The organism is Mesorhizobium sp. 131-2-1 (assembly GCF_016756535.1).
Lineage (GTDB): Bacteria > Pseudomonadota > Alphaproteobacteria > Rhizobiales > Rhizobiaceae > Mesorhizobium.
In genome coordinates this window covers 5,840,605-5,864,640 of record NZ_AP023247.1, presented here as the reverse complement: position 1 = coordinate 5,864,640, position 24,036 = coordinate 5,840,605, and the positions used below count along the sequence as shown (strand labels likewise).

Annotated in this window: 21 protein-coding genes; 13 read left to right on the top strand and 8 right to left on the bottom strand. The window is 58.4% G+C overall.

Features of this window, described 5'->3' with window-relative positions; all coding sequences use genetic code 11:
- Positions 1–245: 245 nt before the first annotated feature.
- The 3 genes from JG743_RS28385 to JG743_RS28375 all read left to right on the top strand — a co-directional run bounded on the left by JG743_RS28385 (position 246) and on the right by JG743_RS28375 (position 6,736).
- Positions 246–4,595, top strand: coding sequence for a GAF domain-containing protein (locus JG743_RS28385; protein WP_202295254.1), 4,350 nt, complete (start codon positions 246–248; stop codon positions 4,593–4,595).
- 238 nt (positions 4,596–4,833) lie between these two features.
- The gene (locus JG743_RS28380) at positions 4,834–5,181 is read left to right on the top strand and encodes an Hpt domain-containing protein (RefSeq protein WP_202295251.1); all 348 of its coding nucleotides are present in this window, start codon (positions 4,834–4,836) and stop codon (positions 5,179–5,181) included.
- Positions 5,117–6,736 (top strand): response regulator, encoded by a 1,620-nt coding sequence (locus JG743_RS28375; protein WP_202295248.1) that lies wholly within the window; start codon positions 5,117–5,119, stop codon positions 6,734–6,736. The genes JG743_RS28380 and JG743_RS28375 overlap by 65 nt, the downstream gene beginning before the upstream one ends.
- 113 nt (positions 6,737–6,849) lie before the next feature.
- On the opposite strand, the gene JG743_RS28370 is transcribed toward JG743_RS28375, so the two are convergent.
- Positions 6,850–7,125 carry a hypothetical protein gene (locus tag JG743_RS28370; protein WP_202295245.1) on the bottom strand — a complete coding sequence of 92 codons (276 nt, stop codon included), beginning with the start codon at positions 7,123–7,125 and terminating at the stop codon, positions 6,850–6,852.
- An 89-nt stretch (positions 7,126–7,214) separates the two neighbouring features.
- Here JG743_RS28370 and JG743_RS28365 point away from each other — a divergent pair, with 89 nt between their 5' ends.
- The 3 genes from JG743_RS28365 to JG743_RS28355 are packed head-to-tail and all read left to right on the top strand — an operon-like array spanning position 7,215 to position 9,806.
- Entirely contained in the window at positions 7,215–8,891 is a 1,677-nt protein-coding gene (locus JG743_RS28365; RefSeq protein WP_202295243.1) for a winged helix-turn-helix domain-containing tetratricopeptide repeat protein, read from the top strand.
- A complete protein-coding gene (locus JG743_RS28360; RefSeq protein ID WP_342215724.1) occupies positions 8,788–9,591 on the top strand; it encodes an ATP-dependent DNA ligase in 804 nt (267 codons plus the stop codon). The genes JG743_RS28365 and JG743_RS28360 overlap by 104 nt, the downstream gene beginning before the upstream one ends.
- A 38-nt stretch (positions 9,592–9,629) precedes the next feature.
- Complete coding sequence (locus JG743_RS28355; protein WP_202303178.1) at positions 9,630–9,806, top strand: hypothetical protein; 177 nt, start codon at positions 9,630–9,632, stop codon at positions 9,804–9,806.
- 17 nt (positions 9,807–9,823) lie between these two features.
- Here JG743_RS28355 and JG743_RS34275 read toward each other — a convergent pair whose 3' ends face one another.
- The gene (locus tag JG743_RS34275; RefSeq protein WP_244672946.1) at positions 9,824–10,246 is read right to left on the bottom strand and encodes a hypothetical protein; all 423 of its coding nucleotides are present in this window, start codon (positions 10,244–10,246) and stop codon (positions 9,824–9,826) included.
- A gap of 705 nt (positions 10,247–10,951) precedes the next feature.
- Here JG743_RS34275 and JG743_RS28345 point away from each other — a divergent pair.
- On the top strand, positions 10,952–11,233 hold the full coding sequence (locus JG743_RS28345; protein ID WP_202295240.1) for a hypothetical protein: 282 nt from the start codon (positions 10,952–10,954) through the stop codon (positions 11,231–11,233).
- 963 nt (positions 11,234–12,196) lie between these two features.
- Here the strand turns inward: JG743_RS28345 and JG743_RS28340 are convergent.
- Entirely contained in the window at positions 12,197–12,508 is a 312-nt protein-coding gene (locus JG743_RS28340) for a helix-turn-helix domain-containing protein (protein WP_202295237.1), read from the bottom strand.
- A gap of 937 nt (positions 12,509–13,445) precedes the next feature.
- On the opposite strand from JG743_RS28340, the gene JG743_RS28335 reads away from it, so the two are divergent.
- Positions 13,446–13,664, top strand: a complete 219-nt coding sequence (locus JG743_RS28335) for a DUF768 domain-containing protein (protein ID WP_202295234.1) — start codon at positions 13,446–13,448, stop codon at positions 13,662–13,664.
- Positions 13,665–13,738: 74 nt separating this feature from the next.
- Positions 13,739–13,948, top strand: coding sequence for a hypothetical protein (locus JG743_RS28330; protein ID WP_244672945.1), 210 nt, complete (start codon positions 13,739–13,741; stop codon positions 13,946–13,948).
- A gap of 160 nt (positions 13,949–14,108) precedes the next feature.
- Here JG743_RS28330 and JG743_RS28325 read toward each other — a convergent pair whose 3' ends face one another.
- Positions 14,109–14,414 carry a hypothetical protein gene (locus JG743_RS28325; protein WP_202295231.1) on the bottom strand — a complete coding sequence of 102 codons (306 nt, stop codon included), beginning with the start codon at positions 14,412–14,414 and terminating at the stop codon, positions 14,109–14,111.
- 324 nt (positions 14,415–14,738) lie between these two features.
- Here JG743_RS28325 and JG743_RS28320 point away from each other — a divergent pair, with 324 nt between their 5' ends.
- Positions 14,739–15,197: a YidB family protein gene (locus JG743_RS28320; RefSeq protein WP_202295228.1), complete on the top strand. Its 459-nt coding sequence runs from the start codon at positions 14,739–14,741 to the stop codon at positions 15,195–15,197.
- 931 nt (positions 15,198–16,128) lie between these two features.
- A complete protein-coding gene (locus tag JG743_RS28315) occupies positions 16,129–16,296 on the top strand; it encodes a hypothetical protein (protein WP_202295225.1) in 168 nt (55 codons plus the stop codon).
- A gap of 794 nt (positions 16,297–17,090) precedes the next feature.
- On the opposite strand, the gene JG743_RS28310 is transcribed toward JG743_RS28315, so the two are convergent.
- Complete coding sequence (locus JG743_RS28310) at positions 17,091–17,558, bottom strand: cupin domain-containing protein (protein ID WP_202295222.1); 468 nt, start codon at positions 17,556–17,558, stop codon at positions 17,091–17,093.
- Between the two features lie 384 nt (positions 17,559–17,942).
- On the opposite strand from JG743_RS28310, the gene JG743_RS28305 reads away from it, so the two are divergent.
- On the top strand, positions 17,943–18,554 hold the full coding sequence (locus tag JG743_RS28305) for a gamma-glutamylcyclotransferase (RefSeq protein ID WP_244672944.1): 612 nt from the start codon (positions 17,943–17,945) through the stop codon (positions 18,552–18,554).
- A 558-nt stretch (positions 18,555–19,112) separates the two neighbouring features.
- On the opposite strand, the gene JG743_RS28300 is transcribed toward JG743_RS28305, so the two are convergent.
- The 3 genes from JG743_RS28300 to JG743_RS28290 all read right to left on the bottom strand — a co-directional run bounded on the left by JG743_RS28300 (position 19,113) and on the right by JG743_RS28290 (position 22,584).
- Positions 19,113–20,441: a hypothetical protein gene (locus tag JG743_RS28300; RefSeq protein ID WP_202295216.1), complete on the bottom strand. Its 1,329-nt coding sequence runs from the start codon at positions 20,439–20,441 to the stop codon at positions 19,113–19,115.
- A 67-nt stretch (positions 20,442–20,508) separates the two neighbouring features.
- A complete protein-coding gene (locus tag JG743_RS28295) occupies positions 20,509–21,708 on the bottom strand; it encodes an MFS transporter (RefSeq protein ID WP_202295213.1) in 1,200 nt (399 codons plus the stop codon).
- 105 nt (positions 21,709–21,813) lie between these two features.
- On the bottom strand, positions 21,814–22,584 hold the full coding sequence (locus tag JG743_RS28290; RefSeq protein ID WP_244672943.1) for a helix-turn-helix domain-containing protein: 771 nt from the start codon (positions 22,582–22,584) through the stop codon (positions 21,814–21,816).
- Between the two features lie 390 nt (positions 22,585–22,974).
- Between JG743_RS28290 and JG743_RS28285 the strand changes: the two genes are divergently transcribed.
- On the top strand, positions 22,975–23,970 hold the full coding sequence (locus tag JG743_RS28285; RefSeq protein ID WP_202295210.1) for a class I SAM-dependent methyltransferase: 996 nt from the start codon (positions 22,975–22,977) through the stop codon (positions 23,968–23,970).
- The last annotated feature ends 66 nt before the right edge of the window (positions 23,971–24,036 follow it).

Below are 24,036 nucleotides of genomic sequence, written 5' to 3'. Positions count from 1 at the left end.
CTGGTTTTGACCCAACGGTGACTTACAATTGTCCGCGTTGCGAATGGCAGCGATCCGCCTCAGCGTTCTTGCCACCGCCCGAAAGCAGACATGCAGCCCTAGCCGCAGAATCTAGCTTATCCCTTCAGGCCACGCCTTGACGGTACTGTCAATCGGGCGCCTGGCATGTAACACTACTTGCTAATATACGGGTGGGAGAGCATTCCGCTTAATTAGGCGGAAGGTCCCTTTTGGGAGAAGCCAATATGCAGGGCTCAGTGGAAAGTGACCTTGCCAGTCGCCTGGCATCCGCCGACCAGCGTATTGCCGAACTGGAAAATGCCAATGCAGTCGAGTTGATCGAGCTTGACCGTCTTTCCGTTGAAAACAAGCGTCTGATTCAGTTCGCCGAGGAACGCACCAAGGAATTGGCCATCCTCAACAGCGTCGGCGAAGCGATGGCGAAGACGCTGAATGTCAAGACTGTGACCCGCATAGTCGGCGATCAGGTGCGAGAAATATTCGGGGCGGACATCACCGAAATCCTGTTGCATGACGAGGCCTCAGATCTCATCACCGTGCCATATTCATTTTACCGCGAGTACCAGGAGGTCGAGCCCTTCACTTTGGGCGCGGGCCTTACCTCCAAGGTTATCCTCTCGGGAAAGCCGCTGGTTCTCGGGACGTTTGAGCAGTCCCTCGAGTTCGATGTGATTGCGCTCAACGAAGCGGAACTATCAGAATCGTATATCGGCGTGCCGATCATTGCCGGCGGCAGAACTTTGGGGGTTGTCAGCGTTCAGAGCTACGAGAAGAATGCCTTTGGCGAAAATCATATGCGCCTGCTGCAAGGGTTATCCTCAAGCATGGGCGTCGCGATTGCCAATGCGCGCCTTTTCGACGAAACGCAGCGACTGCTCAAAGTATCAGAGGACCGCGCCAAGGAATTGGCCATTCTCAACAGCGTCGGCGAAGCGACCGCCAAAACGCTGAATGTCAAGACGGTGACCAGGATAGTCGGCGACAAGGTTCGCGAGATGTTTGGCGCCGAGGTAACCGAGATCCTGCTGCGCGATGAGACGTCCGACCTGATCACTGTCCCTTACGCTTATTACGGTGACTACCAGGACCCTGAACCCTTTGTCATGGGCGAAGGCCTGACGTCGAAAGTCATACTGTCGGGCAAGCCACTGCTTTTGGGGAATATTGACGAGCACATTGCTTTGGGTGCGCTGATGCCGACGGAGGAGGATAGGACGGAGTCCTATCTGGGCGTTCCGATCATTGCCGGGGACAGGACGCTCGGTGTGGTCAGCGTCCAGAGCTACCAGCCGAACGTCTTCAGCGAGGATCATGTACGCCTGCTGCAGGGGCTCGCTTCCAGCATGGGCGTTGCCATAGCCAACGCGTACCTATTCGACGAGACGCAACGGCTACTGAAGATGGCGCAAGACCGCGCCAAGGAGATGGCCATTCTCAACAGCGTCGGGGAAGCGATGACGAAATCACTGAATGTCGACACCGTTATACGGTTGGTGGGCGATAAGGTGAGGGAGGCCTTCGGCACCGAGGTCAGCGAGATTCTGTTACACGACAGCCAATCCGGCCAAGTTCGAGTTCCCTATGCTTACTACAGGGGTTACAAGACCATCGAGCCGTTCCCGCTGGGGATAGGGCTCACATCGGAAATTATCTCGACGGGAAAGCCTTTGGTGTTCAGCACCATGGAGGAAGGAAAAAGGCGCGGTGCCTATTTCCCGTTCGAAGAGGACAGGACCTCTTCATACATCGGCGTGCCTATCAATTCAGGCGAGAGAACGCTCGGCGTGGTCAGCGTGCAAAGCTACGAAAAGAACGCATTCGACGAGAACCACGTACGCCTGCTGCAGACGATAGCCTCCAACCTGGGAGTCGCGATCGCCAACGCCCGCCTGTTCGACGAGACCCAGAGACTTCTCAAGGAAACACAACAGCGCGCGGCCGAACTGGGTGCGATCAGCAAGGTCAGTCAGGCGCTGGTCGGCGAAGCCGAACTTGGCAACACGATCCAGTTGATCGGCGATCAGATGCAGGAAATATTCAGCGCCGACATCGTTTATGTGGCCTTGCTCGATCCAAAGACGAAGCTTATCCATTTCCCCTACCAGTTCGGCGAAGCCTTTACCACGCTTCGGCTCGGCGAAGGCCTGACCAGCAAAATCCTGGAAACCGGAGAGCCGTTGCTCATCAACCAGGACGTGGCCGAGCGCGGCGCGGAAATCGGGGCAACCCCAGTGGGCAAGGACGCGCTGTCGTATCTTGGCGTCCCGATCAAGACGACTCAAGGCAATGTCGGCGTGATCAGCGTGCAGAGCACGACACAAGAGGGCCTGTTCAACGATGACTCCCTTCGTTTGCTCTCCACCATCGCCGCCACTGCCGGCGCCGCCTTGCACAACGCGCAGCTGTTTAGTGAACTCAAGTACACCGAGGCCGCCGTTCGCCAGAGCGAAGGACGGTTCCGCCAACTTTTTGAATCGGCCCCGATTCCGCTTTGGGAGGAGGATTGGTCAGGCCTCAAAGTTATCGTCGATGGCCTGGTGAGGCAGGGGATCAGCGATATCCGCGGCTACCTCCGCGACAATCCGCAAGTTGCTGAGTCGCTCCCCGGTTCCGTACGCTGGATCGATTTCAACGATGCGCTGGTTCGCCTCTACGGCGCTGAGAACAAGGAGGCACTACGGGTTCGCCTAGAGGCAGATACCGGTGAACACTCCTGGGCAACTTACCCGGATGCCGTTGCGCAATATCTCGATGGCCGCCTGCACACATCGACCGAGGTGGTCGACAAGGATTTCAGTGGACGCGATCTCTATCTCGTCGAAACGGTTCAGCTTCCGGAGGATCCGGCAAATGACTGGTCGCGCATTGTGTCGTCCACTCAGGACGTAACGCAGCTCAAGCAATTGTCCCTGGCCCTGCAACAGGCGAAGGAAGCGGCCGAAGCGGCCAACGAAGCCAAGAGCACGTTCCTGGCGACTATGAGCCATGAAATCCGCACGCCGATGAACGGCGTTATCGGCATGGCCAACCTTATGCTCGCCACGAAGCTTGACGATGAGCAGCGGGAAATCGGCGAGACGATAAACAACAGCGCGGAAGCACTGCTGACCATCATCAACGACATACTCGATTTCTCCAAGGTGGAGGCGGGCAAGCTCGATCTCGATCCTCGGCAGTTCGAATTGCGTGAGTGTCTCGAAAGCGCCATAGACCTGATCGCGCCGAGGACGGCGGAGAAGGGACTGGATCTCGGCTATGTGGTCGAGCCCGGCACGCCGGAAACGATTGTCGCCGACGCCAACCGTCTGCGCCAGGTTTTGATCAACCTGCTCAACAATGCCGTCAAATTCACCGAGCGGGGGGAGGTGGTGCTTTCCGTGATGGAGGTGCCGTCCAAAGCTTCACTCCTCGCTCCACAGGAGGGCGGGCGAAAGGTTTGCACGCTCCAGTTCGCGGTGCGCGACACCGGCATCGGCATAGCCAAGGACCGAATGGATCGCCTCTTCAAATCCTTCAGTCAGGTCGATGCCTCCACGACACGACGTTACGGCGGAACCGGACTGGGTCTGGCGATCAGCAGGCGTCTGGTGGGATTGATGGGCGGCGAGGTCTGGGTAGAAAGCGTCGAGGGAGAAGGCACGACGTTCTTCTTCACCATCCGCGCTCCGGTTGCCTCAGCCCAAAAACCGGCTTACGCGCTGCCAGCAACGGATGAACTGGCCGGCAAGCGGCTGTTGGTCGTCGACGACAACGCCACAAACCGGCGCATCATGTCCCTGCAGGCGCAGTCGTGGAACATGGCTGCATCCGAAAGCGAACATCCCGCCGAAGCGCTTCGAAGGCTTGCCGGCGGCGAGGTCTTTGACGTCATCGTTCTCGACATGAACATGCCCGGCATGGACGGGATCGAACTGGCCACCCGAATACGCGCGCTGGACGGCAAGGGCAGCGTTCCGTTGGTGCTGCTTAGTTCAATGGTGCCCATGCCCGAAGACAAGAAGAGGGAGATGGAGAGCATCAAGTTCGCGGCCACGCTCTCCAAGCCGATTAAGCCATCGCCCTTGCTCAATACGTTGCTATCGATCTTTATCGGGGCTCCGACACGCTCTATCCGATCCGATCAGTCGAAGCTTCCCGCTTTCGACAGTTCGATGGCCAAGACGTTTCCGCTTCAAATCCTTCTGGTGGACGACAATGCCACCAACCGGAAGCTTGGCTCGAAGGTGCTTGAGCGCCTGGGGTACAAGCCGGACCTGGCGGTCGACGGACAGTCGGCGGTCGCTGCATACACCCAGGGCAGCCACGATGTTATCCTGATGGATATTGAAATGCCCGACATGGATGGTCTCGAAGCCACAAGATTGATCCGCGCTTCCGATACCCGACAGCTGCGTCAGCCATTCATCATTGCCTTGACCGCCAACGCGATGGCCGGCGATCGCGAGAGGTATCTGGACGCAGGAATGGACGACTATCTTAGCAAGCCGCTGCGGGTCGAAAATCTCATTGCCTCGCTGAACAAGGCCGTCATGAATTCCGGACAGAGGCTTGCGGGGGCACCGGATGAATTTTGAGGAAGCCGGCGTGCCGGGGTTCTGAATGCAACGGCGGGCCTTGGCGCAATCGTCACTGGTATCGTGGCAGTTATATGTACTATCGCTAATTTAGTATCGATGCGATAGTCTGCTTTTTGAACGCGATGGAACTCTGACGGACGAAGCAGGGGATTCTATTTCGATCATACTTTGCCGGCGCCGAGAGAAATTCGCGGTAACCGGCTGTAGCCGGAAGAAGCATGCACCGGGGTATGTTGTGGCGATCGACAGAGGGGCACTGGTTAAGCTGCGTGAACTCGTCGGTGGCGACGAGGCTGACCTTCTGGAGCTTGTGGAATCCTTCCTGGAAGAAGGGCCGTCCATTATGCGGGAGATGTGGTCGTCGGGGCGGGCCTCCGACCAGGCCGCCGCCCGACGGGCTGCCCACTCACTGAAATCCAACGCGCGGGATATCGGCGCGGCCGAACTCAGCCAGATCTGCGCCCGGGTGGAAGTGCGGTGCGCGAGCGGCGAGCCGGCGGATCTTGCGGAAATCGGCGATGCGCAGCGTGCGTTCGATGCCGCCGTCACAGAGCTTCGAACAATCTTCAATCTGGGTAAATAGCGTGAACAACCCTGGCCGGATTCTCATTGTCGACGACTCTCGGACCATAAGGATCAAGCTCAAGAAATCGGTCGAGGCTCTGGGACACGAAGCCGAGGCGGTAGAAGACGGACGAGCGGCTCTTAATCTGCTCACCACTGAAAATTTCGATCTTGTTCTTCTCGATATCATGATGCCGGCGATGGACGGCTTCGAGGTGCTGACGAGCCTCAAGGCGTCGTCCCGGACGCGGGATGTGCCGGTAATCGTGATTTCCGGGCTCGACGATGAGATGAGCAGCGTCGTGAAGGCGATCGAATTGGGCGCCGAGGATTTCTTGCCCAAGGATTTTGAACTCGCGCTTCTCAAGGCGCGGATTTCCACTTGCATCGAGAAGAAGCGACTGCGCGACATAGAGAAGGAATATCTGCGCCAGGTGGCCAAGTTGACGAAGGCGGCCGCAACCCTGGAAAGCGGGAGGTTCAACCCTTCAAAGCTGGGCATCCGCGATGTGGCAGGCCGAGCCGATGGTCTTGGCAAGCTCGCCACTGTCTTCGCCACGATGGCCCAGAAGGTTTATGAGCGCGAGCGGAAGATGCGGCAGAACATCCGCACCTTCCGTGGCGCCTTGCTGCTGTTGGCGTGTGGAGGACTGTGGGGCCTTGTCGTGCCGCTGTCGAAAATGGCCTCGCTCGTTGAAGCCCACCCAATAGGGCTGGCGATCCTTATCGACCTCATCGGAGCCGTGTCCTGCCTCGGGATAAGCCTGAAGCGCGGGACAATGCCGAGCCTGTCTGCCCTTACGCGCTCGGATTGGAGGTTCATCATGATCCTCGCGTTCATCAGCTCGGTGATCAATCAGGTGCTGGTCTATTGGCTGGCAAGCAAGCTTCCCGCCTTCATCGTCTCCATTGTCATCGTGCTGGAGGGGTTCGCCGTATTCCTGTTCGCGGCCTTGATGCGGACTGAGGCGCCCAGCATGAAGCGGTTTTTGGGACTTGGACTGGGTCTCGTCGGCATCGTCATTATCCTTTTCTATGGCGAGCCGGGGGAAATGAATACCAACTGGTTGTGGCTTGCCATCGCGCTCGTCATCCCGGTCACTTATGCGACCGAGGATATTTACCTCTCGGAGTTCAAGCCGGCTGCGATCGACAGCGTCGCTCTGTTCGGCATCGTCCTGGTTGCTTCGCTTCTGATGCTGGTCCCGCTGGCAGCTTTCTATGGGGATTTCATACCGGTTGGTTTGTTGACCGGAAGGCTTGGGGTGATTGTCGTTCTGATGGCCGTTGCCGGCAATCTGGCGATGCTGCTCTTCATCGCGCTGATCTCCAGCACAGGCGCTGTGTTCGCAAGCCAGAACGCCTACGCGGTGACCGCCGCCGGCATAGGCTGGAGCATGCTGCTGCTGGGCGAAGCGATACCGGCGCTCACCTGGGTTTCCCTGGCGCTGATCGTGGTCGGCCTGCTGATGGTTGAACCGAAGCAGGAGGCCGAAGAAGAACCGCCACCGCTTGACGAAGAGTTGGAGGAATTCGTCCCGCGGCTCGGCCTGGTGCCGTTGCCCACGGAATGAACTGGCCAGGACTGGCATGATTTCTGGAATCTTGCGGTTCTTCGCCGAGGGGCCGCCTCAGTTCGCACCAACATTCGCGCTACCCTGCGAAACGTCGCCTCAGTCATTCATGCTTAGGATGATGTGAGCGTCGCCTCTGTTTGCGCACAATATACGAAAGAAATAAAAGCAGGCGGATCCGGCGGAAGGAATTCTTTCTGATGTTTCCATGCGAGACAGAGGGCGTATGTGTCGAACGGTTTCTGTTCTCGCCGCTCTTCAATACCGCCATTTACAAATGTAAGAGAAATAACATGCGCGGTTGCATTCACAATAGCGGAGTCCGCTTTTGCAGCCGTTTGCGCTGTCAAAAGGAGAGCGAGAGCGATGATGAACCTGGTCCCTTTCATGTCAGCCTTCTGTCCAATCCAATGCCGCCAGGATCGCTTGGATGCGGCGGCCGAATGGGCTAGGCTAGGGATCGCGCCATGAGGGTGAAATGTCCCGAAAGGCTCCTGAAATTGATCCGAAATCTGCTGAAACGATCACGTTTGGCAGTTTTGTTTTACTGACCAGAATCAACGAACTCCGAACGGTTGAAGGCAAAGCGGTCGATCTCCGCAGTCAGTCCGCCGAGGTGCTCTCCGTGCTCGCGACGCGACCGGGCGAGATCGTGTCCAAGGATGCGCTGATGCAGGCGGTTTGGCCCGATACCTTCGTGACCGACGACAGCCTTACCCAATGCATTGCCGATATTCGCCGCGCATTGGGGGACGACGCCCATGCGATCGTGGAAACCGTCCCCAGGAGAGGTTACCGACTGAATGCCGATCCATTGGACGCAGCGGACCCAAACGCCGCGGCCGTCATGAAACGAGCCAAGACACGGTTTTCGCAACGCGGGTTCATTCTTGCTGCGATCGTTCTCGTCGCGGCAGCGATCGGCGCATATTATGGCGCGGAAACGTGGCGAGCCGCGCCGGTTCGTCCGAGTGACATGCCGAGGATTGCGGTCCTTCCCTTCGACGACTTCAGTGCCGGTGCGGATAAGGGTTATCTCAGCGACGCTGTTGCTGAGGGGATCATCACCGAGCTTGCGCGGAGCAAGACTTATGCCGTCATCGCCCAGAACTCGAGCTTCAAATACCGAGGTAAACCGACCGACGCCAGCCAGATTGGCGATGAACTCGGCGTCGACTACCTGCTCGAAGGCAGCCAGCAGAAGATCGGAAACCGGTTGAAAGTGACCGCCCAGTTACTGGATGCACATGACGGATCACATGTCTGGGCCAATTCCTACGATCGGGAAATCGGCGATCTTTTCGTCGTCCAGGAGGAAATCATCCGCACGCTTGCGGACCGGGTCGGGCACAGGATCGAGCGCGCCTGGCCACATAGCAGCTTTGCCCGGGTCAACGCACGCCACTATAACCTGATGGGGATTGCCGCACTCGACAAGGATTTCTCTGCCGCGGGGAACGAGTTGTTTCGACAGTTCAACCTCAAGGCGATCGAAGCGGATCCGAACTCGCAATTCGGTTATATGGGGATGGCCTTTTCCTATCGCAATGACGCGGTCTTCGGGTTTCACCGGCAGGAACGTAGCTTTGAGGAGGCGTTGAGGCTCGCTGCTGAATACGCTGACAAGGCCATCCTGCTCGCTCCGGATGATGCCCAGGCGTATTATGTCCGCGCCCGCATCCATACCGAGGCCGGAGAGATCGAGCAGGCCCTTGCGCGCTACGATCAGGCGATCGCCCTAAATCCAAGCAACTCGGAAATCCTCGAAGCCAGTTCGGCCCCGCTGCTCTTTGTCGGCCGCATCGACGAAGCCATCGATCGGATCAAGCAGGCGATGGGCATCGATCCTTTCTACCCTGACTGGTACCATTGGGACATGGGATGGGCGCTTTGGGAAAAGAACGATTGCGGGGCTGCGCTGACGGAGATGCGGAAAATGTCCAGTATCCCGAGCGGCGCACACCGCATGCTTGCCGGGATCTACGCTTGCCTGGGAAAGGAGCGGGAGGCAAAGGAGGCGCTTGCGGTTTTCCTAAAAGACTCGCCCGGCGATACCATTCGCGAACAACGCAAGAAATGGGAGAAGCTATACACCGACCCCGTTCGGTTCGAACGCTGGGCCGAACACATGCGCCTCGCGGGCCTACCGGAGTGACGGCCGACTGTATGCGGCCCGGCCTGGTGGCGCGAGCAGTGACCCGGAAGGCTCGGATTGCGACCTTCGTTGCGGGGACGCGAGCGTAGCGTATTTCTGGTTTGCGCCGCCTTGTTTCGTCGCCTTCGATATCCTGGACAGGGATGGCGAGGATCTCCGATCGCTGCCGGCGATCGAGCGCAAGGCTATCCTCTGGGAAGTGGTCAAGCCGGCCAAAGGCATCATCCAGTACAGCGAGCATGTTGAAGCCAACGGCGCGGCCTTCTTCGCCGCAGCCGACAATATGGGGCTGGAGGGCATTGTCTCGAAGCGGCGCAGCAGCCCTTACCGGAGTGGTCCGTCCGACGGCTGGGTGGAGACGAAATGCTGGGAGGTCGGCGACTTTGATCTGCTCGGCAGCAGGAGAGAGCCCGGCAAGGCGCCGCAAGGCATCATGGCACGTGGCGGCAAATATGCCGGCTCGGCTACAGTCGCGCTGACCAAGGAGAAGCGGGAGCGTCTTTGGGACCAAGTGCGCAAGGGGCGGTCACCGCCACCAGGGCTGCCGAAAGCCATCTCGAAGGCGGAATGGCTAAAGCCAGGCATCACTGCCCGCGTCAGGTATTTGCGCGGCGAGCCGAAGCTACGCCACGCCACGGTGGAGGATGTCCGGGCAGAAGCGGCTGAAAACCTCGATAAGCAAAGCGCGGCTCGCAACTAAAACCAGTTTCATCGGTTCCCTTTCTTTGGAGAAAACCTATGGGGCCGGCAATGGACAATGGGGATGGACTCAAGGCTCCCATAAAACTGTTGGCCAAGCGACTGGCGAGGGAGACGGGGATCAGCGAGGATGACGCCGAGCGGCTGATCAAGCTGATTGGAGCCGATTGGAATTCGCTGCTTCGCGAGGCCAAGTTCCTGAAAGGCCGATATTAGAGTTCCGTCGCTCAGCTCTAGCCGATCCGCTTGATGCGCCCCTTTTCGAGGCGAAACACCCCGTTCTGGCCGCCTTGCTTCTCAAAGTCGGTTTGTATCTCATCCCAGGTGCCAAGGTACTCTCCACAATCGTCGCAAAAAATCGGCGTCTCCGGACGAGCGTCATCAGGAATTCTCAACCTGATGGTGAGGCAGTATGGGCATTCGAGTTTATGATCGAGATATTTCGGCGCCACCGATCTGTTCAAAGTCTGCCCTGACTTCCGCGTAATCCATTCCACAAACTCGGGATCGACGGTCTCAAAGCCGGTGACATCGCGGACCATTTGCGCGGCGAAGTCGCGCCATTGGCTTTCAGGGATCCGCTCCTCGATGATCGCTCGGCGAAAGGTACTTCGCAGGATATCGCTGTCGAACGCCGACACCTTGTCATGAGACATTGTCATGCTCCCGCACATAGGCGAAAGCACTCCAGCTTCCCAGCGTCCGCAATGCCTCTATTCGGTACGGCCGACTTGGGGATCATACGCCGTCCAGCTAAATTCGCGAGCCCAAATGCCACTGCGAAAAATGGCCCGACAGCCGAATTGGGACGGGCCAAGGCGGCCCAGCGGTTATGGCGGGGGTGGCTTGGGGTTTTGACCGCCGGGCCTCACCGGCGGGGGTGCCGGCTGGCAAGATTATATGCCGAGATAACGTCTTATAGAATGGGTTTTCGGTCCTGTTTCGGCCGGCGCCTTTCGTCCCCAGTCGGGAACAAAGCGCCCGCCTCAAAATTATGATATTGGCGGCTCACTTCATCGGGTGCCGCCTCGGGTCGCATAACCCGGCATAGAGCCCGCTTCGGTCCCCTCACCGGAGCGGGTTTTTTCGCACCTCATCTCCTGTTCCTGGTAGAGCAGGTCGGGCTAACTCCGACTCGTAAAGAGGACAAATGCGCCGAAAGCATTTCGGCTGCGGAAGAGGCGGCTCGGCATGTGGCGGGGTAGGCCAGCAAGTGCCGAGCCTGACCGTCACTTTTTCGCAGTGAAAGCCGACGGATCACTTCGATGTGAATTAGCGCTAATCGCCGGGAACAGAGGTCGTTGGATTCACGTTTTTCCGGAAGGTCAAGGTCAATGGCCTGACTATGGAGGAACAGTCAAATGAACATAAAGATGCTCACACTGGGCACAATCGCGCTTGCGATGATGACAAGCTCAGCCCTCACCGCCGGCAACACATCCGCACTCGACGATCCGGCAAAGATGTCCCCGTTCTTCAGTGATGCCGGCATGAAAACGTTGAGGTCCGAGGCTGACTTCAAGACCGCCTGGCAGGCCATGAAGCCCGATGAACAGAAGGCGGTATTGAAAGACTGCGGCGACGCCACGCTTAACAAGTCGCATGCAGACTTCTGTGCGATGGCAATGAAGATGGGCGGCTGAATCTAGCCCAAGGCGCACTCGAGTGGGCTCGCGCTAATATTTGGAAAAACGGCGCGGGAACAAACTCTGGCGGGCCACCGATATTGCCCGCTGCTCTGAGTTCCGGCAGCGGGCCATTCTTCATTGCCGAAGGAGGCGCCAGCTTGACTATACGTCATGGCACCGGGACGTTTTCCGGCCGACGTCAATGCGCTTGTAGATCTCGCCGGTCGTCACGATCTGCACCGTAACATCTCGATCACGATGCCGTCCGAAAGCTCTAGGTCTTTCAGCCCTCCGGCCACGTGTAGACCCGTCCAATATGGCAGTCATCAGCCTGGTTTGCCACACTTTGACCCGATAGATGCCGCCTGCGCTGTCCTCGACATCGAATTGTTCAACAAGCTCTCTAGTCCTTGTGGTTGCCACCGTTTTCCTTCTTTTGAGCAAAGCTCGGATTGGTGCCCACAGACGGAATAGGTGTCCGCCCGCTGCTGCGCTGTGGCGGACACCTACTAAACCGACGATGGAGGGACTAATCTCGCCAGCCCCTTACCAATGAAGTCGCAAGCCCTACGTTTCCCGCTTCAGACCTCTGTTTGGCAAATTGGGACTTCTTATACCGAGCATAGGACCTAGGTCGCAGCGACCCACGCAGCCGTTCGCGACAAGGCAGGTTGTTCCCTATCATGCCCCGGCAATTGACTCGCTATCCCGCCCGAAAAGCGTACTGCCTCTAGGTCGCTCGATCTAGCAAGGCAACGAGCGCTTGAAAGAGTCGATCACGCTTTCGCCCCTAACAGGGAGAAGGCAGATGCCTTACCGTGGCATAGTCGACCACGAACAGTCCTGCGCGCGAGCATTTGGCCCGCCGCCTGATCGCTCTATTCACGGGCGGTATCGACAACCCGGACCACATCAAGAAAGCCCTTGATTGCGTCGAACGGTTGGCACACCAACCACTTGTGACTTGCAATCTGAGCCTTAGCGGTCAGCCAAGAGACTTGGCGGCTTCCCTGTCTGCCGGCGGCGCCACATTCTATTGTCGCTGCGGGGACCGCTAATCTGTCCTTCCGAGCGGGCTAGCGAGGGGCCTTCGACAGTGAAGACAATCCCGGCGTGCTCCAACGCCTGGCGCACGGCCGCAATGGTGTGGGGATGCGGTTTCCTAAAGCCGTTCTCGAAATCGCTGATCGGCATCTCGCTAAGATTGGCCTTTGCGCCAAGTCGAATTCGCGACCAGTTCAATAAGGCGCGCGCTGCTTTGGACTGCTCCGGGGTCAGATCGGCCGACATTCTAGCTACCCATATCTAGCGGATTTGGCCGTACAGATCGTGCTGCCGGTTGCTCTTGTCATCTGCCATGGCGATTCCTCCTGGTCAGAGAACAGCGTACGACGATGAATGTTCCATTAGCCACGACTGACGGAGCCAAACGACCATACGGGAGCCAGAAGATGACGGTGCGGTAAGCAAGCCGATGATGGCGGCAGATGTGTATGAAAGCTAGCGTTGCTCCACCGGCCCTGAAGGATGATCGGCCGGGTACAGCCACCTACGCGGCGACGAAAATTTTGCGCCGAGCCTCGCTGCAGGACTTTCGGGAAGACGACGATCCTATATTCCGTACATCAGGCCAGCAAACACGAGCGGTACGACAACCAAGCAGATGGCCATTCCGATAACCACGGCAAGGGCCAGGCGCTCTGTTCGCCTAATAGCGCCAGCGACCTCATCATCGTCTATGGAGATGTGATCAAGGATCGAAAAATCTTCGGGGGCAGGCGTATTGTCGTTTGCGGGTGGGTCTGTGACGTCATCTGCGTGCGGTTTGTTCTGGATAAGTCTCACGGTTCGCCTCGCTATCGAAAAAACACCACGCCGCTTGCCGCTGCCAACCACGTCAAATTCGGGTGCCCGCCATGACGGGCCGAAATGGCAGGCACCTAACGACAGCGGCCAGCAGCGAGCAACGAATGCCGACAGGAGGGGTTCCGGCCGAACCCGGCTCAGGGGCTATTGCGCCTGACAATCGTCCGGAAGTCCCCCAGCCAATTCCGACCGAAGGCCCAATCAAGGAACGTTCGTAATTGCGAACGCTTGGCCGAGCGTATCCTTGCGCTGTTCAACAATGGCGCGACGCCAGACGAAATCAGGCGGCACCTGGATTCCAGTCCAGCCTCGATCTAGTTCAACTGCCGGAACCTAATGCCACTCGCCGGCTTATGGCGAGATGAGCACGCGCGGCGTCAACTTCCTTCACAAGTGGATTTCCAACAATATCCCCGAGACCGTCGGCGCGGACGTGCTCACAGTGGCGGAATTGACCCAAAAGCTATTCGCCGACGCCAAGGCGCTCGGCATCGGCAGCGCGGAGATCGAGGAAGAGGCCGGCGTCTACAATGCGATCCTGGATGCAATCGTTCATCATGACGCCGGCGCGGCGGACTGATTGGAGCCGCACTATATCGGGCCGGCATAGCGAAGGGCTGGCTTTTCAAACGCTGACCGACAAAGCGCATTTCGGTGATTGCCTTCTATCGCCACGCTCCGTGCAACCATAGCCAGCCGCTCGAGCTCGCCAAGCTTCGCGACCGCTATGGACCCGATACGCCGGCAATGGCCGACGACATCACGCCAAAGCTGAAGTGCACGAAATGCGGCGGCCGGAAAGTCGGGCTGATCTACAAACCGGACTCGACACCGAATGGCTACGGCAAGGCCAAGGGCAATTAGTCGACCCTATCGCGCAGCGGCGCCCGGCGACCGCGCTATCCCAAGGGGAAGTGACCGACGCGGATGCCGGTGAGACGACATTTTCCCGCGTCGGTCACTGCGGCATCGTATTGAGGGGGTAATGCCGCCTGCCGTATTTAAGCACATACGCGCGCTCGTGCTATGTCGGCTTGTCGGCAATCGGCTCTTTAATCTGCGGTGCGACATAGCTAGTCACCAACCTGACGGCCGAAACGTCGACTGTCACCGGCGGTGACAGGTTCAGCGTCACGGTCTTCTCATCGACACGAAGGACATCGCCGGTCAGTTCAATCAACTGCCCCTTCTTCAGTGTCGATGTGCGGTCCACTATTGAGTGTGGGAAGCCGTAGGACGGGATCGAGACGCTGACCCGATCTTCGCTGACACGCCGCCGCACCCTCGCGGTGATCGCGACCTCATCGCCAACTTTGATGCCTTTGCCCATGCATGGAGTCTGGGGCGAGCGAGAGCTTAGTCAAGGCGTTGCTAATATATGCGAACGGCGCCGGAACAAACGCTGGCGAGACGCCGTTATTGTGCTGGGCCGGGATGATACCACCACCCCTCGGTATCCCCGGCTTACTCCGTGTACGGCCCGCTGCTATGAGTTCCGGCAGCGGGCCATTTTCATTCACCTACGAGGACGACTTGCGCCACGCCTCGCTGCAGGATTTCCGGGAGGACGCGGGCTAGCGCGGCTGCGCGAAATGGACAGGTGGAACCTTTGTGAGCACGGAACCTTCTCCTTGTGATCCAAGGGAGGAAACCAATGGCAAATCTGGGAAGACTGGCAGTCGCAATGCTTGGCATTCTGGCTTATCAAAATCGCGACAAGATCGGAGACTTGATCCGCGGTGCAGGAAATCGCGATCCGAACAACCCACAGGGCGGGCTCTTGGATCAGCTGTCCAAGGGCGTGTCCGGGATGGCTCTTGGGGACATCCTCGACCGCTTCAGAAATGCCGGAGCAGGGTCGAAGGTAGACTCGTGGGTCAGCACCGGACCCAACCAGCCGATCGAACCAAAGGACGTCGAGACGGCGATAGACGAGGAAACCCTCACTTCTCTTTCGATGCAGACTGGTCTATCGCGCGATGAACTGATTGCCAGGATCACGAAGGACTTGCCCGAGGCAGTCGACAAGCTGACGCCAGACGGCGAACTGCCGACAGCGACCGATGAGATTACGCTCCTCGAACAGGTGCCGCCACGCACCCCAGAGCGATAGCTGAGGACTGCGTTCACTGGACGCGGCGTGCGTGCAGGCGCAATAGAAATTAAGGGACCGCCATGGAAACGAGTGTCACCGGCTATACGCCTTCGACGACACCTGAATCGTAATCAGGAGCGGAGTGCCACGCGTATGCCGCAAGGCCAAGTAATCCGCTGCCGCCGTGCGTGCCCGAGCTTCGGGCCCGCTCCATCATTCACCAAGGTTGGGAGTGAAATGGCCGGTGCAGTCGGGCGCTCGTTGCTAGATCTATCGCACCGCACCGGCCTTTTTTGCGGGAAAGGAATATGCCCCAGCCCCCGCACTGATTAATCTATTCGAATATTAGAGGTCACTCAATTAAGACTGAGTGCCCTAGTCCACTGGGCCTATAGCTTTTCATGGGTGCTGCACTGGTCCGGCCCCGTTCCATCGATGAACTCGACCTACTCCCCGGTGATTCCGCGAGGCACCTGCCTTACCGCGGCGAAACAGATTGTGATCGCTAAGGAGGGCTGGAGACCGGGTGAGACGGTTTTCCGACTTGCATTCGGCCGCTACGTTTGGAGCATGCCGATCAATCGAAACCGATACCTTGTCGTCATCGAACGCAACGGAGAGATCATCGCCCGCGAAGCAGCGAGGTCGACGCCCAGTCGAAGCTGCGAACCGTCATCCCGGTATTTTATTATCCGATGGATCACTGCAGTTCCGCGTCAAGATGATCCATAGCCCGGCCACCTCCCAGTTGGCCCGGCGGTCGGGAAGTGAGTAAGTTCGCTTTGCGAACCCTGCTATCCACCAAGCCCCCAAGTGCCCCGCTCCGCAGCCCGCCCCAACGCGGCCGCTTGCCATTTCCCCTGGCTTCGGAACCTTCGCGGCAAGGAACCGTCCCCGAGCATGTTTTGCCAGATGCGCCGGCCGGTGCCAAACGATATGGAGGCCGACCATGACCAAGATTACTCCGGAAAACAAAGCCCGCCAGGGACGCTGGGGGTGGCATGCTCTGCGCATCCTGATCGCCGCCCTGCTCTTGGCCTTCATTGCGTGGGGGGCTGCGGAGATTTATGGCGAATCGATCAAGGGCCCGACCACGGATGCGGCTTCCGCACTGTAAAGAGGGCAGTTGTGATGGAGGCGTCGTGGCGGTACATTAGCTATTTTGAATATTTGAGTGATGCTTCGGGCGCCGCCGCATGGTGTCCGGCGCAGGTCGGTGGGCAATCATCCGGCCGGCCCGCGTCACAGGTCCCTCCGTGGCGCGGGCTTTCTTTCAATCTGCTTTTTGGAGGAGAGAATCCGAGGGCGCTGATATGTTGCGGAAACATCATTGAAGCGCGGGAACAAATTCCAACATCCGCCGTTTTTTGCCCTAAGCCGGATGCCTGTGTCCCAAGCCCTTCATTCCGGCTTATGGTCCAAAAAGGTCCACTGGTCCGCTGTCGGCCCTGGCAGCGGGCCATTTTTCATTCATGCGAATGTACGGAATTTACCAATGGCAGAGCCGCGGAAAAAAATTTAAAAGCTGCCGTTTTTTTGCTCAGCCGAATGCCCGATCCCAAAGCCCTGTGTCCGGTCATGTCCAGAGTCCCACTGGCCCGCTGCTATGAGTTCCGGCAGCGGGCCATTTTTCATTCACCGGTTTGCGCCACGCTTCGAAGCGAAAGGGACGGCCCGGCATTGTGGCGGGGTTGAGGCCAGCAAGTGCCGAGCCTGACCGGCGTGGGGCAATCAGGGTGGGCGCCGGCTATGAGAGATATACGCGCCAGCTAATATAGTCGGAACACAACCAAACGAACGGCAGGCTTAACTAAAAGGATGGTGCGCACGCTGGACGCACTAGGGCTGGCTTCTGGCGGCTGGCACCCCGCCGCCGAGCGCGACGGGGCAGTTCGATTTTAGCCGTCGTGGCTATTGCTTTCGAGGATCGTCCGCCGGGTTGATGTACTTGATGCCCCATGGGCCATTGGTGGTGAGTTGGAGCACCGTCTCCTCGTCGAAGTAAGCAAAATGCGCCATGCCTTGCGGCAAAGCGAACAAGCTCCCCGCAGGAATTGCTTTGGCGGCGCTACGATCGGCGGTCTCGCCCATCCCAAGATTAACGGTCCCCGATATTACTGTATCAACCTCAAGCCCTGGATGCGTGTGCGGCGGGATCGCATACCCAGCCGGCAATTTGAGCCGAAGGGCAAACGGGCCTTCCTTGGTCGGGTCGCCGAACAAGACTGCCGCCTGTGCTCCGGCAGGGAGCGCTTTTGGGGCCGGACCCCACTTAACGTCGTTGGGAGTGATCACAGTGTGCGCATCCTCTGCCGAAGCAAAGGAGGCGAACCCGCAGGATATGATCCAGCCGATTGCAAGTAGCGATGCAACTTTCATGGTAGCCTCCCGTTTCGGCGGGCTACCCATCCGGCCCGTGCCGGGATGGGCTCGCCAAAACCGTTCAGGTTAGGTCCGCGAGCCACGTCTAGGCAAGCGCCATCGTAGAAGGGTAGTGGGTCAGTTTGAAATTTGCCGGTCTTGAGGGGCGTTGGAAGCGCTCGGCAAGCGTGGCATACTCCGGGCATGACGAAGCGCCCCAAGCGCCCGCGCGATCCAAACCGGCAAAGCGCGAACGCTATTAGAAGCGCATCTCCGCTGAGAGAACTTTCGGGGCGGTCCACGATGCCCGGAGTCGTCCAGCAGATGGCGCTCACAGCGGATCTTGTGGCTCGGGCCGCTCGCGTGGTTGAGGATGCGGGGCCTACTCCGGGCGCGGTCTACATGACCGATGACGATTATCTCATCGCAATACAAAACGTCCTGACGCACGCGCCAGAGGATGACATTTGGCTCTTTGGCTACGGCTCCCTGCTCTGGAAACCTGCATGTGAGTTCGTCGAAAGTCGGATAGCCACCGTTCAAGGGTGGCACCGGGCATTCTGCTTTCGGGTGGCGCGGTTTCGAGGAACGCGAGACAAGCCCGGATTGATGCTTGCGCTTGATCGGGGCGGCAGCTGCAAGGGGATGATTTTCAGGCTTCCTGTCGAACAGGTCAAGGCAAGCTTGGACACCCTGTTTCGGCGTGAATTGATGATTAAGCCATCGGTAAATGTGCCCCGATGGATGACTGCTGAAACTGGTGACGGTCCAATCCGAGCGCTCGGTTTCGTCGTAAACCGACAAAGTCCCCATTATTCTGGAAAGGTGTCCCTGGATGCGGCTGCCGATATTCTTGCGACGGCAGCAGGGCATTGGGGCTCTTGCGCAGAGTATCTAAGAGAGACGGTTTCTCGGCTGGAGGAACTGGGCATTCACGATGAATCCCTGTGGCGACTCCAGGCTCTTGTCGCGGAACGGCTCGAAGCCGGAATCAGCCTCGAAATTTCAAACTGACCCACTACCGTAGAAGAATCGTCGGAGGCTGACCCTCGCTCTCGCCTTCATGCTCACCTGTGGCACCGCGTCCGCAGGAGAGCATTGGTTTGCTAATGACGGCGACACGCTGTGGCATGACAAGAAACGAGTTCAGTTGCTCGGTATCGATGCCCCCGAACTTCTGCAGGGGTGTTTTGATGCCGCTGACAAGATTTGGCCCTGCGGTATGCGCGTGACCACGTTCGCCATCTCATTGCTCAGGAGATGTATCCTGCATCATCGAGGGCAAGGACCGCTACGACAACGATGTCGGCGTCTGCTTCGGGAAGCATCGATCTCGGACGCGACCTGGTGAAACACGGATTGGCGGTCGCCGACAAACAAGCTCCTCGATCCCCTGCCGAAGAGCGCGAAGCCCGCATCGCCAAGCCCAACGTTTGCTTCAAAACAACTAGGAAGGCGCGCGGCCTGTCGGTCGGCAGACTTCTCGTCTCTGCCTGAGAGATCATTGCTGATGGGCTATTTCCTAGCGATGTGGTCATCGATGCTCAAACTAGGCACCTTGTGCGTCTCTTGTCAGGAAAAAGCCCACTCCGCATCGGTCGGAGTGATGGCCTGCTCTCGCAATCGCCTTTGAATCTCTTGCCACGAGGCGTCCGAAACAAAGCGACTCATATCTCCACAGGCCTCTGCGAAGGCCATATCGCCGAGGCGATCAATGATACGCGGGGTTACGCCTGGGCCACCGTTGCGGAAGAGGGCAAACGGATCGTCATCGCACTCAATCACCCTATGCCCCCAAGCTCCTGGCATATCGTCGTGTGCGAGCGCGTGCCGAAGATCCCCATCAATGTCCGCGGCCTCGAGCGCTTGGTAGAAAACGTAGCGCATCAAGGGATAGTAGAGCGGCTGGTAACTGCCTCCAAGCGCTCGCACGCCAGGCAGGATCGACGAAACCAGGAACATCAGCAGCAGATTGGGGATGAGGCTGCGGTTGACCAGCCGCTCGATGATGTCGGGTGCCGTGAAGCGGGCCACTTTTACGCCGGTCGCCGAATGGACGAGGTCTCCGTCGACCAAACGTAGCGGAAGGCGTTTGCCATTTTCATAGAACCAGAAGAAGTCGGTGCCGCGCGCGAGCCAGCCGCTCCACGGGCCGGCGGCCAGCCTGTCGAGCGCGGCAAGGATGCTGGACGCGATCTTCGGGTTTTCGAGCAGTCGCGTCCGTAACCAGGAGTCTTCGTCCGACAGATGGTCCGCGACCAGGTCGGCGATATCCTCGTCGTCGATCTGCAAGAAGCTGAAGCCCGTTCCGAAGAGTTTTGGCCAAAGCATGAGATTGGCTGCCTTGATAGCATGCGCTGGGCGCTCGAAAAGCGCCATCGGCAGAAGGTTGCGAAGCAGGGTCAGCGCGTCTCCCTGAGCGTTTGGCTCCGTCGGAACCAGCTCGAACCGATAGGATCCCGGGCCGCTCAGCAGGCTGTATCCGATCATCCTGCTCCGGCTGAGGCCAAAGACGTTGGTCGGTTTTCCGTCGACCGCTAGCCAGCCCGGCCCCTTGCGCGGCCTCTCAACGAGGCTCACAGTCGAAACAGCATAGGAGACGTAGGTCGAGCAGCCATGCGCCGAGAGGCCAAGTAGGCTGAGGACGTGCGTGTAATACGCTTCCGGTTCCAGCAGGAGAAACAGATGGGGGCCTGTCTGCAGCACGCGGCGCTTCTCGAAGTCTGAGCAAATTTGTGAGACGGCTTGGATCGGCAATCCGTTTCGGTGGCCCGCTTTCCTGATCGTCTCGAGCAACTTGGCCAACGAGCGGCGGCGAGTGTCCGGCAAGGCGTTCTGAACCGGCGCCTCGAACAGGCGGGACGCATAGTCGCGGACCGGGCGGGAATAGTAGCTACGCATCCACGGGTAGAGTGTCGCCAGCGACCCGAGGACGGCCTGTTTCGACTCTGCGTCTGCCGTTAGCACCTCACGTCTTACCCTTTCGCTGTGCAATACCGATGCTCAGTGCGGGAATGCTGATGAGGAGAATTAGGCCGAAACTGAAAAAAACCGTCGAGGGGAATACACTATCACCCAAAACGGTCGCGATGCTGAATATGAGAAATCCGAGCGCGACAGCGACACTGTGCATGACGCCTTTGGCTCTGCCCAACACAGTATTGGGGACACGCGACTGCAATGTGACTTCAATGCTCACCCGGCCCAGATTGTAGAGGCATCCAAGCGTGGCGAAGACAATCAGTGTCCAGGGCGCGAGCAGGGCTGTCAGCGACGTCAGAGCTAGCGCCGTCGAGCCCAAAAGCATGAGATGAAGCATAGGAGCACTTACCGCTTGCGCCAGCCTGACAAGAAGAGCCGCTCCGACCAGCGAACCCGCCGACCAAGCTGCCTCAAGATGGCCGAAATCTGTGGCCGTGCCTTTCTGCTCTTCGAAGACGAAACTAGAGCCCATGACCGTGACCAGCACCGCGCCTCCATAGAGAAGCGCATAAGCGGCAAAGAGCCGAACCAGGCGCAGATCGATGTTGGGCGCCAAGCCATTGGTCCTGCCAACACCTCGCGGCACCGGGCCCAGCCGCATTGAGAAGAGCAAGCCTGCTGAGACAAGGAAGAACAGGCTAAGGACGATGAACCTGGGGGCAGGGGAATGCCCAGTCAGCAAAGGACCAGCAAACAATGCTGCCCCGAGACTGCCCAGTTGCATGACGAAAAAGACGGCGGAATTTGACGTCGCAAGATCGGCGCCGCGCGTCACAAGCGGGATCATGGCTTGCGAGGCGGTAAGGGCGACGCGATCGCAAATCGAAAAGAGCACGGCTGACACGCACAGGGTTGGAAATGCCTCCAGATAGAACAGCGAGAACGCTGTGGCGAGCATGACGGCAAAGCGACCAATGTCTGCCACGACGCTCAGTCGTCGTCGGTCAGACCGATCCGCCGCTGCGCCGGCCAGAGGGCTTGCGATGAGTTCGACCGCACTGACGATGGCAAGCAAAGTCGCTACGCCGGCGCTCCCATATCCTGCTTGGACAAGCGTCCAGGCGCAGGCGATGTAATAGCCGTTCCTTGCAATTGCCGCCGCCAATGTGCTGGCGAGAAACTTACGCAATGGGCGTAGTCGCGCGCCCTGTTGCTTGTCATGGTAGATGCGGATTGTGTTCGACACGGGCGGCACATCCAATGGCCGCTTTTGATACCTGTTTCCAGGAACCCCGCTTAACAATCAGACGTAGATTTGCAGATGGTTGCTGAAATTGGCGAAGGTACCGATTCATATTCTGCACCTGCGGCGGAACTCCGTCGGACTGACCCCGAAGCCCCGCTTGAAAGCGATCGTGAAATGGCTCGAACTGCCGAAACCGCATTCCATGGCGATTTCCGTCGCCGACATTTTGGTCGATCGAAGCATATCGGCCGAACGTTCCAGTCGGCGGCGCGCGATGAACGCGTGCGGGGTCATGCCCGTCGACTGTTTGAAGGCCCGGCCGAAATGAAAGCGGCTCACCCCAACCTCTTTGGCCAGCTGGGCCAAGGTGGGTATTTTGTCTGATGGCGTTTCTATCATGGCGACCGCACGCTTGAGGTCGAAAGATGACAAACCACCTTTCGCCGGCTCATGGTGGCTGCCATTTCGCCTGACCATCTGGACTAGCAGTTGCATGGCCTGACTCTCGACCATCGTCACACTGATAGGGTCGGGCTGCTTGAGTTCGATGACGATCCGCTGCAAGGCCATTTCGACGGTCGCGTCGCGAAATCCGATCGAAGCGGGCAGGTCGCCCGAGCGTTGGCGCACCATTCCCCCGAACGCCTCGTCAGCGAATGCTTTTTCAATGGACACCAGCAGGTAGGCGGCCGTCGGGTCTCCCTCATCCCAACCCGTCCAGTCACTACCGGCAGGCATGTGGATGACAGAACCAGCGCGCCGCGGAGAGAAGGAGACGCGGCGCCCATCGACGAAGTCTTCTCCGCGGCTCGCGGCGCCTTTGACGTTCATGAGGAATACATGGCCGGGGAAGGAAATTCCCGTTTCCTGGCGCATCAGTCCGGTTCTCTTGATCAGGTCTGCCCGCACGTTTCCCCAACTCTCATGTTGGTGCGTAAACGTCTGATGCTGTGAGCGTCGCAACTTGTTGGGGTCGAGGCAAAGGGTATCCACGCAGAGAGCAACCTTCGTACCAAAAGCAGCCCGCCCTTGGTTGTGCATAACCATTGGTTGCTGGACAAATCAAAAATAACTCAGGATTGGTTGAAGATGACACTTTAGTAAAAAAGCGGCAATCGAATGAAAGCCGCTCGTATTATCCAAGCCTACCAGTGCCCCGCCCAAGACTCGAAACAGGCTGAAACATTAGACCTCTCTTAAATTGGAGGTGTTTCCGCATCGAGCTCTTGGCATCTCACCAAAGCAACGGTGTGGAGGCACATTCCTATGCAAGGTCTCGACGAGTTCTTGGCCGAGTGCGATCAGGGCCCGCGAATCAACGAGCTCGCCGGCTTTTTTTCTTCAACCGCCGCTGGCAAAAGCGGCATGCCGATCCGTAGGCCTTTGGCCGACGCCCGCCTTCTGCCGAACGATGACCTCCTGCGCGATCTCGTTCGCCTCCACGCCACCCGGCAAGGCTTTTTCGACCAGCACTATCACGGTAGCATTCCCTACAGACTGGAAGAGGAGTGCCGAATGGCCTACGCGGTCGTAAGATATGCCCGGCTGCGCAGCACTCCGCTATCGCTCTATAGCCTTGGAACGGCCGAGGCCACGATGGCTAGGACGCTGTCCGAATTCTCGGGCGGACAGATTCTGTCGCTGTCGTGCAGCCCAAGCCCTGAGAACTACAAATCGTTTATGGCGTACGGTGAGCCGCCCCACGCAGAGTTCTTTATCGGCCCGTTCCACTGGTTGACCAAGACCGCGCTAGGATCGAACCAGCGGCTGACGAAATTCCAGCAAGGCTTCGACGTAATTATGGAGGACACCACCTTCCAGATGTATTCGCCAAACAGGCGAAAACAAATTGAGTTCGTGAGCCAGAACCTCAAGAACGGCGGCATCTTCGTCTTCGTCGAAAAATTTCGCGCGGCGGAGCCAGACGACTACCAGCGTCGCGAGGACCAGAAGGACTACGGTTTCAAGGCGCGCTATTTCCCGCACTCCGAAATCGAGAGAAAGAAGACCGCCGTCCTCAGCACGATGTTCAACAATGAAGTGACACTGGAAGAGATGGCCCGCGCCGTGAGTGCGCATTTCAGCCATTGCATCATGACGTGGAACAGCGGCAATTTCTGCAGCCTTGCGGCGAGCAACAGCAAGGAAAATCTCGGTCTCTACGTTTCACAGATGCCGGGGCCGGCCATTCCTCACGAGTATGTCTATGAGTCCAGCGTTTCCCAAAACGTGGCGACCGCAGTGACAGAAGGTCCGGTGTGACGCCTCGATGGCATGTGGCCTCCGAACGCGCGATTTTCGGATAACGATCCAATCGCATTGCGGTGA

Bases quoted from the DNA above. Each gene is read 5' to 3' on its own strand.
- JG743_RS28370 (WP_202295245.1), bottom strand. From the start codon at position 7,125: ATGAAAGGGACCAGGTTCATCATCGCTCTCGCTCTCCTTTTGACAGCG.
- JG743_RS28345 (WP_202295240.1), top strand. From the start codon at position 10,952: ATGAACATAAAGATGCTCACACTGGGCACAATCGCGCTTGCGATGATG.
- JG743_RS28340 (WP_202295237.1), bottom strand. From the start codon at position 12,508: ATGTCGGCCGATCTGACCCCGGAGCAGTCCAAAGCAGCGCGCGCCTTA.
- JG743_RS28320 (WP_202295228.1), top strand. From the start codon at position 14,739: ATGGCAAATCTGGGAAGACTGGCAGTCGCAATGCTTGGCATTCTGGCT.
- JG743_RS28375 (WP_202295248.1), top strand. From the start codon at position 5,117: ATGCGCAGCGTGCGTTCGATGCCGCCGTCACAGAGCTTCGAACAATCT.
- JG743_RS28325 (WP_202295231.1), bottom strand. From the start codon at position 14,414: ATGGGCAAAGGCATCAAAGTTGGCGATGAGGTCGCGATCACCGCGAGG.
- JG743_RS28290 (WP_244672943.1), bottom strand. From the start codon at position 22,584: ATGCGCCAGGAAACGGGAATTTCCTTCCCCGGCCATGTATTCCTCATG.
- JG743_RS28315 (WP_202295225.1), top strand. From the start codon at position 16,129: ATGACCAAGATTACTCCGGAAAACAAAGCCCGCCAGGGACGCTGGGGG.
- JG743_RS34275 (WP_244672946.1), bottom strand. From the start codon at position 10,246: ATGTCTCATGACAAGGTGTCGGCGTTCGACAGCGATATCCTGCGAAGT.
- JG743_RS28365 (WP_202295243.1), top strand. From the start codon at position 7,215: ATGTCCCGAAAGGCTCCTGAAATTGATCCGAAATCTGCTGAAACGATC.
- JG743_RS28385 (WP_202295254.1), top strand. From the start codon at position 246: ATGCAGGGCTCAGTGGAAAGTGACCTTGCCAGTCGCCTGGCATCCGCC.
- JG743_RS28305 (WP_244672944.1), top strand. From the start codon at position 17,943: ATGACCGATGACGATTATCTCATCGCAATACAAAACGTCCTGACGCAC.
- JG743_RS28355 (WP_202303178.1), top strand. From the start codon at position 9,630: ATGGGGCCGGCAATGGACAATGGGGATGGACTCAAGGCTCCCATAAAA.
- JG743_RS28285 (WP_202295210.1), top strand. From the start codon at position 22,975: ATGCAAGGTCTCGACGAGTTCTTGGCCGAGTGCGATCAGGGCCCGCGA.
- JG743_RS28300 (WP_202295216.1), bottom strand. From the start codon at position 20,441: ATGCGTAGCTACTATTCCCGCCCGGTCCGCGACTATGCGTCCCGCCTG.
- JG743_RS28310 (WP_202295222.1), bottom strand. From the start codon at position 17,558: ATGAAAGTTGCATCGCTACTTGCAATCGGCTGGATCATATCCTGCGGG.
- JG743_RS28335 (WP_202295234.1), top strand. From the start codon at position 13,446: ATGAGCACGCGCGGCGTCAACTTCCTTCACAAGTGGATTTCCAACAAT.